General features: G+C 72.6%; 11 protein-coding genes. 5 read left to right on the top strand and 6 right to left on the bottom strand.

What is annotated here, in order from left to right; translation table 11 throughout:
• Nucleotides 1-7 precede the first annotated feature (7 nt).
• The 6 genes from IW249_RS00515 to IW249_RS00490 form a co-directional block, all read right to left on the bottom strand.
• Nucleotides 8-592 (bottom strand): TetR/AcrR family transcriptional regulator, encoded by a 585-nt coding sequence (locus tag IW249_RS00515; protein WP_196918960.1) that lies wholly within the window; start codon nt 590-592, stop codon nt 8-10.
• A gap of 303 nt (nt 593-895) precedes the next feature.
• On the bottom strand, nt 896-2,554 hold the full coding sequence (locus tag IW249_RS00510) for a putative bifunctional diguanylate cyclase/phosphodiesterase (RefSeq protein WP_231392803.1): 1,659 nt from the start codon (nt 2,552-2,554) through the stop codon (nt 896-898).
• Nucleotides 2,555-2,633: 79 nt separating this feature from the next.
• Nucleotides 2,634-3,443 carry an SAM-dependent methyltransferase gene (locus IW249_RS00505; RefSeq protein WP_196918958.1) on the bottom strand — a complete coding sequence of 270 codons (810 nt, stop codon included), beginning with the start codon at nt 3,441-3,443 and terminating at the stop codon, nt 2,634-2,636.
• A 190-nt stretch (nt 3,444-3,633) separates the two neighbouring features.
• Nucleotides 3,634-4,302 (bottom strand): response regulator transcription factor, encoded by a 669-nt coding sequence (locus IW249_RS00500; protein ID WP_030337723.1) that lies wholly within the window; start codon nt 4,300-4,302, stop codon nt 3,634-3,636.
• A 7-nt stretch (nt 4,303-4,309) separates the two neighbouring features.
• Nucleotides 4,310-6,001, bottom strand: coding sequence for a sensor histidine kinase (locus IW249_RS00495; protein ID WP_196918957.1), 1,692 nt, complete (start codon nt 5,999-6,001; stop codon nt 4,310-4,312).
• A gap of 14 nt (nt 6,002-6,015) precedes the next feature.
• Nucleotides 6,016-7,830, bottom strand: a complete 1,815-nt coding sequence (locus IW249_RS00490) for an AMP-dependent synthetase/ligase (RefSeq protein ID WP_196918956.1) — start codon at nt 7,828-7,830, stop codon at nt 6,016-6,018.
• Nucleotides 7,831-7,948: 118 nt separating this feature from the next.
• Here IW249_RS00490 and IW249_RS00485 point away from each other — a divergent pair, with 118 nt between their 5' ends.
• From IW249_RS00485 to IW249_RS00465, 5 genes are all read left to right on the top strand, one after another.
• Entirely contained in the window at nt 7,949-8,404 is a 456-nt protein-coding gene (locus IW249_RS00485) for an SRPBCC family protein (protein ID WP_196918955.1), read from the top strand.
• Nucleotides 8,405-8,435: 31 nt separating this feature from the next.
• Entirely contained in the window at nt 8,436-9,140 is a 705-nt protein-coding gene (locus IW249_RS00480) for a hypothetical protein (RefSeq protein WP_196918954.1), read from the top strand.
• A gap of 76 nt (nt 9,141-9,216) precedes the next feature.
• A complete protein-coding gene (locus tag IW249_RS00475) occupies nt 9,217-10,164 on the top strand; it encodes an ROK family glucokinase (RefSeq protein ID WP_091407561.1) in 948 nt (315 codons plus the stop codon).
• An 11-nt stretch (nt 10,165-10,175) separates the two neighbouring features.
• Nucleotides 10,176-10,868 carry an endonuclease/exonuclease/phosphatase family protein gene (locus tag IW249_RS00470; RefSeq protein ID WP_372432917.1) on the top strand — a complete coding sequence of 231 codons (693 nt, stop codon included), beginning with the start codon at nt 10,176-10,178 and terminating at the stop codon, nt 10,866-10,868.
• A 117-nt stretch (nt 10,869-10,985) separates the two neighbouring features.
• The gene (locus IW249_RS00465) at nt 10,986-12,392 is read left to right on the top strand and encodes a flavin-containing monooxygenase (protein WP_112699727.1); all 1,407 of its coding nucleotides are present in this window, start codon (nt 10,986-10,988) and stop codon (nt 12,390-12,392) included.
• Nucleotides 12,393-12,439 lie beyond the last annotated feature (47 nt).

The raw sequence follows: 12,439 nt of genomic DNA, 5'->3' as shown, positions 1-12,439 counted from the left end.
TCGAGTTTCAGGCGGGCGCCGGGCCGAGGTGGGCCTCCAACGCGGCGCGCAGCAGGGCGTCGTCGTCGGTGGCGCCGGTGGCCAGCGGCAGGCTGCCCCAGGCCCAGAGTTGGGCGATGCCGTGCAGGTTCGCCCAGAGCGCGCCGGCGAGCACCGCCGCGGGCGCGTCGGTGGGCCGGCGCGCCTGCGCCACCAGGTCGGCCAGGACGGCGAACAGCGGCAGGCTCGTCTCACGCAGCCGCAGTCGGCCGCTGTCCAGCAGGTCGTGGCGGAACATCAGCTCGAACATGCCGCGATGGGCCGCCGCGAAGTCCAGGTACGTCCGGGCCAGCGCGGTCAATCGGGTACGCGGGTCCGGGTCGACGTCGCGCATCGTCTCCTCGATGCGGGCGGTGAGGTCGGCGAAGCCCTCCCGCGCGATGGCCGAGAGCAGGTCGACGTGAGTGGGGAAGTAGCGGCGCGGTGCGCCGTGCGAGACCCCGGCACGGCGGGCGATCTCCCGCAGTGACACCGCCGACTGGCCCTCGCGCAGCACCAGGTCCACCCCGGCGGCTACCAGCCGCGCCCGCAGTCCTTTCTCGTCGGTGTCCATAGACAGTGTCTACCAGTAGCGGTAGACGCTGTCTACTTGTTCACGTGGTCGGCGTGGTGCTGCGCTCGTTCACCTCGTCGGTGGGCCTGTTGGGCTGTCGTCGGGGCGTGTCATGACCTGCCGAGTGCCTCAGGTCAACGTGATGCCTGTGAGTCATCAAGATGACTCACAGGCATCACGCTCGATGGAAAATACCGGGACGGGCTCAGCCTCGCGCCGTCGAGAGGCGGTGATGGGACTCGACCACGGCTGTCGGCGGCCACCGGGCGGCGCGGCAGGGACACCAGGCAGCGCCGTCGGGGTTCAGCGGATGCGGGCCAGGATGCGATCGGCGGGGGCCGGGCGGCCGAAGTGCCAGCCCTGGGCGGCGTCACAGCCGATCGCGCGTAGCCGCTCGGCCTGCCCCGCGGTCTCCACCCCTTCGGCGGTGACGGTCAGGTCCAGCGCGTGTGCCAGCGAGACCAGGGAGGCGAGGATCCGCTCGTCGGTGCGGCCGACCGAGGGCGACCGCAGACCGGCCACGAACTCCCCGGCCACCTTCAGCTCGGTCACCGGCAGGTCCCGCAGGTACGCCAGGTTGCTGTAGCCGGTGCCGAAGTCGTCGATGGCGATGCGCACCCCGAGGTCGGCGAGGACCCGCAGGGCACGTACCGGCTCCTCGGCGGTGCTCATCATCGTGCTCTCGGTGATCTCCAGCTGGAGCCGCTCCGGTGGCAGGCCGGTCTGCCGCAGCAGCGCGCGGACCTCCTGCACCAGGCCGGGCCGGTGCACCTGCCGTACCGCCAGGTTGACGCTGACGAACGGCGCGGCGGCACCCCCGGCAGACCACGCCTCGGCCTCGCGGCACGCCTCGGCCAGCACCCACCCGCCCAACTGGACGATCAGGCCGGTCTCCTCGGCCAACCCGATGAAGCTGTCCGGGCGCAGCACCCCCAACTCGGGATGCCGCCAGCGGACCAGCGCCTCCACGCCGACCAGGCTGCCGTCGCGGAGTGAGGTCAACGGCTGGTAGTCGAGGTAGAACTCGCCCCGCTCCAACGCCGCCGGGATGGCCGCGGAGAGCGCGTAGCGGGCCAGTTCACGTTGGTTGCGCTCGGCGTCGTAGAGCGCCCAGCGCGCCCCACCGGCGGACTTCGCCCAGTGCAGGGTGCTGTCGGCGGCCCGCATCAGGTCCGTCGGGTTGGCCCCGGCCACCTGGCGCTCGACGATGCCGATGCTCGCCGAGATCTGCAAGTCGTGCCCGTCGACGAGGGCCGGTGTGCGTACCGCGGCGAGCGCGGTCTCGGCCACCGCGACCATGTCGTCGGTGCCGGCGGTGCGTTCCACCAGGATGACGAACTCGTCGCCGCCCAGCCGGGCCACCAGGTGCTCACCCATGGCCTTGCGGAGCCGCTCCGCCACAGTGGCCAGCAGCAGGTCACCGATCTGGTGCCCCAGGCTGTCGTTGACCACCTTGAAGCGGTCCAGGTCCAGGAAGCACACCCCCACCCGCTGCGCGCCCCGGCCCGGCTCGTTGAGCGCGGCGGCGAGCCGTTCGGTGAACAGCGTCCGGTTGGGCAGGCCGGTGAGCGGGTCGTGGGTGGCCTGATGCCGGAACCGGGCCTCGCTGGCCCGCAGCGCCCGCTCGGCCTGGGTGCGGGCCCGCATCGCGGCGCGGCGGATGGACTCCTGTTCGTCGAGCGTCCGGTCGCGCAGCGCGCGGGCGTAGCCGGTCGCCACGGCCGCCAGCAGCCGGGCCATCCGGTCCTCGACGTCCTCGGCCACCAACCCCAGGTCGCGGACCAGGCGGAGCTGGATGACCTCGACGGTACGACCCAGCCCCTCGGCGGAAGCGATGTGCGCGGCGACCAGCTCGGCGCCGACCCGGTGCCCGGCACGCAGGTCGAACGGCTCGGTGAGCAACGCGCCGGCCAGTTGCCCGGTGAGCCGGTCCAGCAGGGACTCCAACTGGGCCTGGGTCATCGGCAGGTAGCTGGTGCCGGAGACCGCCTTCGCCCAGGCCCGGGCGAACGTCCCCGGGTAGGGGGTCGCCCCGGGCGACTCAGCCACCGAGGCGCCCGACGCCGCCCATGAAGACCGCGCGCTCGGCGTCCTCCGCGCCCTCCGGAGTGTCCGGTCGCCACTCGGGCACCCAGACCACGCCGGGGTCGAGCAGCTCGAACCCGTCGAAGAGCGCGGTCAGCTCGGCCCGGCTGCGCACCCACAGCGGGTTGTCGGTGCGCTGGTAGACCCGCTCCGCCTCGGCGCGTTCGTCCTCGCTGCGCCCGTCGTCGCTGGCTTGTGACAGCACCAGGTAGCTGCCGGGCGCCAACGCGTCCCGTAGCGTCCGCAGCAGCTCCGCCGGTCGATCGTCGTCGGAGACGAAGTGCAGGACGGCCACGACCATCACGGCCACCGGTTGGCTCAGGTCGAGCAGCTTGCGGACGTCCGGATGGGCCAGGATCGCCTCCGGATTGCGCAGGTCCTCCTGCACCACTGCGGCCTGCTCGTTGCCGGCGAGGATCTCGCGGCTGTGCGCCACCGCCACCGGGTCGACGTCCACATAGACCACCCGCGACTGCGGGTCGAGCTGCTGGGCGATCTCGTGCACGTTGCCGACGGTCGGGATGCCCGAGCCGATGTCCAGGAACTGCCGGATCCCGGCCTCGGCGAGGTGGTGCACGGCCCGGCGCAGGAACGCCCGGTTGGCCTGGGCCATCAACGGCGCCTCGGGCACCGCGGCGACCATCGCCTGCGCGGCGGCCCGGTCGGCGGCGAAGTTGTGTGAGCCGCCGAGGTAGTAGTCGTACATCCGCGCGACGCTCGGGCGCTCGATGTCGATGGTGTCGGGTGCCCAGTCCGGCCGCTGCATGCGTTTCACCCCTCGAATCCGCGACGCGAGCATCGTCGCCCGCGCGGGTATTGTGCACCCGCCACGCACGCCAGACCATAGCGCGCCGGAGGTTACCCGCCGACGTCGGTCGATGCGCGACGGTCCGCGCCGGCCGAAGCTGGCGCGGACCGTTGGTCGCGACGTCCCGCTCGACGAGCGGGAGGGCAGGTCAGAACTTCGGCGCGTCCGGTGCCTCGAGCAGGCCGAGCCGGAGTGCGGTCATCAGGGCCTGAGCCCGGTTGGCCGCGCCGAGCTTCTCGTAGAGCTTGGAGATGTGCGTCTTCGCCGTGGACTCGCTGACGAACAACTGCTTGGCGATGCCCGCCACGCTCATTCCGTCGGCCAGCAGCCGCAGCACCTGCCCCTCGCGGGGAGACAACTGCGGGCCGGACGGGGCGAGCCGGCGCTTCATCGCCTCGGCCAGGTCGGCCGCGGTGAACGCGCTGGGGGAGGAGGCGGCGTGCCGTGCGGCGGCCACCACCTCGTCGGCCGGGGCGGTCTTCGGCACGAAGGCGCTCGCGCCGGCCTCCAGTGCGCCGAAGAGCTGGTCGTCGCCGGCGTACATGGTCAACACCACGATGCCCATCGACGCGCTGGACTTGCGCAGCGCGCGGGTGGCCTCCAGGCCGCTGCCGTCGGGCAGCCGCAGATCCATGATCACCACGTCCGGCTGCAACGCGCCGGCCTGGCGTACCCCCTCCGCCGCCGTGGCCGCCTCACCGACGACCTCGAACTGGCGGTCGCGCTCGAAGGCGTGCCGCAAACCCTTGCGAATCAGGTCATGATCGTCGACAAGGAGGACCTTGGTACGGGTGGCCGGTATCGGACTTGTGGTCATCCTCGGGTTACTCCCCTTCTGGTGCTGCGCTGCCGCGCACGTTATCGCGCCGGGCCGAGGTGCCGAGAACCACCGCCACGGTCGTGCCGCTGGGTTGCCGCGGCCTGATCTCCAACCGGCCCCGGATACGTTCCGCCCTCTCGGCCATGATCGCAAGACCGTACCGCCCGTCCGGGCGCTGGTCAGCCATCCCCTGACCGTCATCCGACACTTCAATTTGCGCGTACGGGGGGTCGACCTCGCACGTGACCCACAAATTCGACGCTCCGGCGTGCTTGCGCGCGTTGGTCACCGCCTCCTGGGCGATGCGCAGCAACTCGGCCTCGGTGGCGGCCGGCAGCCGGGCGGTGGACTCGTCGAGCGAGAGGTGCACCCGCAGCCCGCCGGACGCGCCCACGGTGCGCGCGTACTCGGCGATCGCCGCGGCCAACCCGCCCTGCCGGTCCACCTCGCTGCGCAGTTCGAAGAGGCTCAGTCGCAGTTCCTGGATCACCCGGGTCACCTCACCGCGCAGCGTACGCAGGGCCTCGGCGGTCTCGTCGGCGTCGTCGAAGACGGTGGCCAGGGCGTTGTCGATGCCGTAGCCGACCATCACCAGCTCCTGCGCCACCCCGTCGTGGATCTCCCGGGCCAGCCGCTGCCGCTCCTCGTTGGTGGCCAGCGAGCGCACCTCGTCGAAGAGCAGCGCCGCCTCCAGTCGCAGCGCGGCCGGGCGGGTCAGCCCGGTCACCCGCGACACCACCGGCGGCGGGTACGCGTGCGCGGCGTCGGCCTCCAGCACCACCAGCCCCACAGTGCGCACCCCGGCGACCAGCGGAATGATCAGCGCGGACACGTCGCCGCCGCGGTGCGAGCGGGACTGCGACCGGGCGGCAGTGGTGGCCTGCTGGGTGGCCCAGGCGTCGGCGATAGCCGAGTCCGCGTCCAGCGTCGTCTCCCAGTCCACCCGGTCGACGCCGGCCTGGGCGAGCACCACGAGCCGACCGCCGCCGCTGGCCGAGAGCACAGCGCCCCGGTCGGCGCGGGCCACAGTGCGCAACTCCTCCAGCAGGTGCTCGGAGATGCCGCCCGGGTCCAGGGTCGCCCCGGGCAGCTGCCGGGCCACAGTGCGCAGCTGCGTCAGCAGCCGGGTGGCCTCGGCGTACGGCTGGGGTTTGCCCTCACCGCGGACCGCCATCACCCGGTGCAGCGTGCCGGCGGCGTAGAGCCCCAGCGCCGCCAGGATCAGCCACTGCGCGCAGACCGCGAGGTAGCCCAGCTGGCCGAGCTGGGGCCCGCCGTCGACCCGGGTCAGCGCGCCGCTGATCAGCAGGGTGGCGGCGGTGACCACGAGCAGCGCGGCGCCCTCCGGGAAGCGGCGGCGCAGCGCGGTGACTGTCACCGGTACCGCCAGGTAGGGCAGCACCGCCGACGCGCCCAGCCCGTCGACAGTGCCGCCGATGGACGCCACCGCGGCGACGTGGCTCGCGGCCAGCCCCAGCACCACCACCTCGGCCACCCGGCTCAGCGGGCCGACCAGGCGGTGCTGCGGTGCCAGCAGCGACGGCAGCCCGGCCACCGCCAGCAACGCGATCCACCACAGCTGGGTGACGTCGCGGGTGGCGAACAGGGTCAGGATGGCGACCAGCGCCAACATCACCAGGCGGGCGGCCGCGGCGAGAGGATGCGGGTGCGGTGCGGTTGCTGTGGATGCGGGCACGTGACGGATGGTAGTCAGCCTCGGTAGATATCGGCGATCTCCGCCGCGTACGTCTTGTGGACAACCTGGCGCTTGACCTTGAGCGACGGGGTCAGCTCGCCGGTCGCCTCGGTGAAGTCCCGGGGCAGGACCCGGAACACCTTGATCGCCTCGGCCTTCGACACGGCCTGGTTCGCGGTGTCGATCGCGGCCTGGATCTCCTTGCGAAGACCCTCGTGCTCGCGCAGCTGCTCGACGGTCGTGTCGAGGGGCATCCCCGCGCTCTCCAGCCAGGTCGGCAGCGCCTCCTCGTCGACGGTGACCAGCGCCGCGATGAACGGCTTCCGGTCACCGACCACGACACACTGGCTGATCAGCGGGTGCGCCCGGACCAGGTCCTCCAGCACCGCCGGGGCGACGTTCTTGCCGCCGGCGGTGACGATCAGCTCCTTCTTGCGGCCGGTGATGCTCAGGTAGCCGTCGGAGTCGAGCTGGCCCAGGTCGCCCGTGCGGAACCAGCCGTCGGCGCTGATCGTCTCGGCGGTCGCGGTCTCGTTGCGCCAGTAGCCCTGGAAGATCAGCTCGCCGGAGATCAGGATCTCGCCGTCGTCCTCGATCCGCACCGTCACCCCGGGCAGCGGACGGCCGACGGTGCCCATCCGGGTGCCGCTGGGGAGGTTCGCGGCGGCGGCGGGCGAGGTCTCGGTGAGGCCGTAGCCCTCCAGGACCGTCACGCCGACACCCCGGAAGAAGTGGCCGAGCCGGGCGCCGAGTGGCGCGCCGCCGGAGATCGCGTCCCGGCACCGTCCGCCGAGCGCGGCGCGCAGCTTGCGGTAGACCAGCCGGTCGAAGACCACGTGCTGGGCGCGCAGCGCCAGGCCCGGCCCGCCCGGGGTCTCCAGCGCCTCGCTGTACGCGATGGCGACCTGCTCGGCGCGGGCGAAGATGCCGCCCTTGCCGTCCGCCTCGGCCTTCTGCTTGGCGGCGTTGTAGACCTTCTCGAACACCCGGGGTACGGAGAGCACGAAGGTCGGCCGGAACGCCTGCAGCTCGGCGACCAGGTTCTTGGTGTCGGCGCAGTGCGCCATGGTGGCCCGCGCCTGGACGACACCGATCTGGATGAGTCGGGCGAAGGCGTGCGCCAGCGGGAGGAAGAGCAGGGTGCTCGCGCCGGCGTTGAAGAGGTTCGGCAGCACCGGCACCGCGTTGGCGATGTCGGCGTACATGTTGCGGTGGGTGAGCACGCAGCCCTTGGGCCGGCCGGTGGTGCCGCTGGTGTAGATGATGGTGGCCAGGTCGCCGGCCCGGACGGCCTTGCGCCGCCGCTCGACCTCGGCCAGCTCGACCGTGGCACCGGTCCTGACCAGCTCGTCGACCCCACCCAGGTCGATCTGCCAGACCTGGCCCAGCTCGGGCAGCCGGTGCCGGGCACCGGCGATCAGGGCGGCGTGTGCCTCGGTCTCGACCACGACGGCGACCGCGTCGGAGTCTTCGAGGATCCACGCGGCCTGCTCGGCGCTGGACGTCTCGTAGATCGGCACGGTCACCGCGCCGACGGTCCAGATGGCGTAGTCCAGCAAGGTCCACTCGTAGCGGGTGCGGCTCATCAGCCCGACCCGGACACCGGGCTCGATGCCGGCGGCGATCAGCCCGCGGGCCACGGCGGCCACCTCGTCGCGGAACTGGAGGCAGGTCACGTCGGTCCACTCGGTGACGGTGCCGTCGGCGCTCGCTGTGGGGCGGGCGAACTGGACGGTGTCGGGCGCGACTTCGGCGTTGTCCCAGACCGGATCGGTGAGGTTGGCCGCGTCGCCAACGGTGACGATCGGCGGGACAGAGAACTCGCGCACCTGCACTCCTTCGTGCTCGCACTGGTCGGACTGGCCGTCGCCGTGGGCGTCGGCTGTGTCGAAACCTACCCGGCGGGCGGTCGGGGTGGGACAACCAGGAGGCGGGTAGCCTCCCCCCATGGCGGACTCCTCCACCCAGTCGATCATCATCGGCGCCGCACCGGACCGGGTGACGGCGGTCATCTGCGACTTCGCGCGCTACCCGGAGTGGACCGACGCGGTGCGTCGCGCCGAGGTCGTCGAGGAGTACGAGGACGGCTACCCCAGTCAGGTGCACTTCACCATCGACGCCGGGGTGATGGCCGACGATTACGTGCTCGCCTACGAGTACGCCGAGGACCTGTCCCGGATCGAGTGGCACCTGGTCGCCCCGTCGAAGATGCAGAAGGCCCAGCGCGGTTCGTACGACCTGGTGGGTAACCCGGACGGCAGCACCACGGTGACCTACACGCTGGAGGTCGACCTGTCGGTCGGCATGCTCGGCATGTTTCGGCGCAAAGCCGAGAAGATGATCATGGACACCGCGTTGAAGCAGCTCAAGCGCCGGGTAGAAGCAACCGGTGCGGCGCAGTGACGTGTCCGGTGGCACGGTAGAGGAGCCGACGGTGGGCGGAACGGATCCGGGTTCGGCCCGGGAAGAGGCAGAGCGGCTGGTCGCCACCCTGCTGGCGGGGGCGCGACTGGCCTCGGCCGGCTCGGCGGGCGGCGCGTTCGGCTCGTTGGGCGGCATGTTGTCCGGTGTCCTCGGTCACAGCGCGGGCCCGGACGCACGCCCCGGCACCGGTGGTGCTTTCGCCACCGGTTCGGCCGAATGCTGCGTCTGCCCGGTCTGTCGGGGCATCGCCGCGTTGCGGGACCCGAGTCCGGAATTCGCCGAACGTCTCGCCACCGGCGCCGGTGACCTCGCCGCCGGTGTCGCCAGCCTGCTCCGGGCGTTCTCCCCGCCCGAACCGTCAGCGCCAGGCCCCGCCCAGCCGGCCGCCGAGCCGACCACCTCGCCGGCGCCGACCCCCGCCGCGAGCACCGACGACGTGCTCCCCGAACCAGCACCGGGCACCCCGCCCACCGCGACCGGCGACGACCACGTGTGGCGCGATGCCACCCGTACCGGGCATGATTCTCAGCCGGCGCCGGAGCGGGATGTCTGGTCGGTCGCCACCCGGACGGCGGACCCACTCGCCCCGGCCGCCGTACCACCCGTCGACGAGGCCGGGACGGCGACCGTACCGGCACCGACCACCCGTCCCGTGGTGCCCGCCTCGCGGGTGCCCGATGACGCCGACGCGGAAGCATCGGGCGACGGCGCCTGAGCGCGGGACATTCCGACCCGGACCGGCACTGGGCCGGGACCTGGGCCGGACAGCACAGCAGAGGGGGGCGGTAGCGGTGACGCTGACCATCGGAGTCGACGTCGGTGGCACGAAGGTGGCCGGCGGTGTCGTGGACGACACCGGCACGGTCCTCGTGCAGACCCGACGGGACACTCCCGCCGATGACGTCGCCAAGACCCGCGACGTCATCATCGAGTTGGTCGGCGAGCTGGCTGCCGGGCGGACCATCGAGGCCGTCGGCATCGGCGCGGCCGGTTGGATCGACGCCAGCCGTTCGACCGTGCTCTTCGCCCCCAACCTGGCCTGGCGTGACGAACCGCTGCGCGAGTACGTCAGCGAGGCCGTCGGTCTGCCGGTGATCGTGGAGAACGACGGGAACGTCGCCGCGTGGGCCGAGTTCCGCTACGGCGCGGCCCGCGACGCCGACGACTCGATGATCATGTTCACCATCGGCACCGGTGTGGGCGGCGGCATCGTCCTCGGCGGCGACCTCATGCGCGGCGCGCACGGCATCGCCGCCGAACTGGGCCACATGCTGGCCGTGCCGGACGGGCACCAGTGCGGCTGCGGCCGGCTGGGCTGCATCGAGCAGTACGCCAGCGGCAGCGCCCTGGTCCGGTTCGCCCGGGCCGGCGCCCGGCAGGAGCCCAACCGGGCCACCGCCCTGCTGAAGCTGGCCGGCGGTGAGGCCGAGGCGATCACCGGCCCGATGGTGACCGCCGCCGCGCAGGGCGGCGACCCGGTCTCCGCCGAGGCGTTCGCCCAGATCGGCCGGTGGCTGGGCACCAGCCTCGCCGACATGGCGCAGATCCTCGACCCGCAGACCCTGGTGGTCGGCGGCGGTGTGATCGACGCCGGTGACCTGCTGCTCGGCCCCACCCGCCGCTCGTACCTCGACGCGCTCGCCCAGCGCGGTCGCCTGCCGGTGGCCGAGGTGCTCCCGGCGGAGCTGGGCAACAGCGCCGGGGTGATCGGCGCCGCCGACCTGGCCCGCCGGATCTGAGGCGTCCGGGGATGGGCGTGCCGTTGCGCGTGGTGTCGTACAACATCCACAGCCAGCGCGACGACACCGCCGCGCTGGCGGCGGTGGTCCGGGCGGCGACGCCGGACGTGGTGATCGTGCAGGAGGGTCCCCGCCGGTTCCGGTGGCGGCAGAAGTCCGCCACGTTGGCCGAGTCGTTCGGTCTGGTGGTGGCCGCCGGTGGGCTGCCCGCCCTGGGCAACCTGCTCCTGACCAGCCTACGGGTCCAGGTGCTGGCCACCCGCTGCCAGCGCTTCCCGCTGACCCCCGGCCGGCACCTGCGTGGCGCCGCGTACGCCGACTGCCGGGTCGGTGACGCCCGGTTCACCCTCGCCGGCTCGCACCTGTCCACCGACCCGGCCGAGCGGCCGTCCCAGGCCGCCGAGTTCAAGCGCGGCCTGGACGCGGCGACCAGCCCGGTACTGGCCGGGGCGGACCTCAACGAGGGGCCGGACGGGCCCGCCTGGGCCACCGTGTCGCGCGGGTTGACCGACACGGCGGTGGCGGCCGACCGGGCCGAGCGGCTCACCTACTCCTGCGCCGACCCGCGCCGACGCATCGACGCGCTGTTCGTCGACCCGCGGATCACAGTGGTCGACTACGACGTGGTGGACACCCCGCAGACCCGCCGGGCCAGCGACCACTTCCCGGTCCTGGTCGACCTGCTGCTGCCCACCGCCGGCTGACCCCCGACCCCGGCTCGACAGTCGACGCGTCCGGTCCAGGACTGGACATCCGGCCCGGTTGTGGAGAGGATTTCGCGGCGACCGGCACGCCTGCCGTACCAAAAGGAGATGTCCCCGGTGTCCACCTCCACCGACCACGGCCGGCCCGACCCGGAGGCGACCTCGCCCGCGGCGAACAGCGAGGGCCGCCCGGTCTCCGACCGGGGCGACACGGTCTGCGTCATCGGGGCCGGGGCCAGCGGCCTGACGGCCATCAAGAACCTGCGCGAGCACGGGTTCGGCGTGGACTGCTACGAGCGGGAGACGGGCGTCGGCGGCGCCTGGAACTGGCGGCACGACCGCAGCCCGGTGTACGCCAGCACCCACCTGATCTCGTCGAAGCCGTTCACCCAGTTCCCCGACTTCCCGATGCCGGACTCCTGGCCCGACTACCCGCACCACGGTCAGGTGCTGTCCTACTTCGAGCGGTACGCCGACCACTTCGACCTGCGCTCGCACATCTGGTTCGGCACCGAGGTGATCAGGGTCCAGCCCGTCGAGGGGGACCGGTGGGACGTGACCACCCGCTCCACCGGCGGGTACGGCCCCGAGCGCACCGCCCGGTACGCCGCCGTGGTGATCGCCAACGGCCACAACTGGTCGCCGAAGCTGCCCCGTTACGAGGGCCTCGAACAGTTCCGTGGCGAGATCATGCACGCCTCGTCCTACAAGGACCCGGCGCAGCTGCGCGGCAAGCGGGTGCTGGTGGTCGGCGCCGGCAACACCGGCTGCGACATCGCCGTCGAGGCCGCCCAGCAGGCGTCACGCTGCTGGCACTCCACCCGGCGCGGCTACTGGTACGCGCCGAAGTACGTCCTCGGTCGCCCCGCCGACCAGGTCAACGACACCCTGTTGGCGCTGCGGGTGCCGCTGCGGGTGCGGCAGTGGCTCTACCACTGGACGCTGCGGCTGACCGTCGGCGACCTGACCCGCTTCGGCCTGCCCAAGCCCGACCACAGGGTGTACGAGACGCACCCCATCGCGAACAGTCAGCTCGTCTACTACGTGGGCCACGGCGCGATCGGCCCGGTGCCGGACGTCGCCCGGTTCCACCCGTACGCGGTGGAGTTGGCCGACGGCCGCGAGATCGACCCCGAGGTGGTCGTCTTCGCCACCGGTTACCTGCCGCGCTTCGAGTTCCTCGACGCGTCGGTGTTCTCCGACAGCGCGGGCGCGGGCCGGCCCACGCTGTGGCTCAACGCGTTCACCCCGGGGCACCCGACCCTGGCCGTCGCTGGCCTGCTGCAACCGGACTCCGGGCTGTTCACCCTGTCGCACTGGCAGACGGTGCTCTTCGCCCGACTACTCCAGGCCCGTCGGGACCGGCCGGAGCGGGCCACCGCGTTCGCGCAGCGGGTCCGAGAGCGGGCCGGGGAGCGGTACTCCGGGCCGGTCAAGGACAGCAGCCGGCACTGGTTCGAGGTCGGGCACGCCGACTATCTGCGCGCCATCCAGCGCGCCCTTGTCGAGCTGGAGGGCAAGTGAGCGCGAGGAGTGAGCTTGCGAGCCCCGCAGTCGCGAACGAAAGGCTG

Origin of the sequence: Micromonospora vinacea, from assembly GCF_015751785.1 — a bacterium.
Lineage (GTDB): Bacteria > Actinomycetota > Actinomycetes > Mycobacteriales > Micromonosporaceae > Micromonospora > Micromonospora vinacea.
The sequence above is the reverse complement of the archived record's forward strand: the minus strand, read 5'-3'. Positions and strand labels throughout refer to the sequence as shown.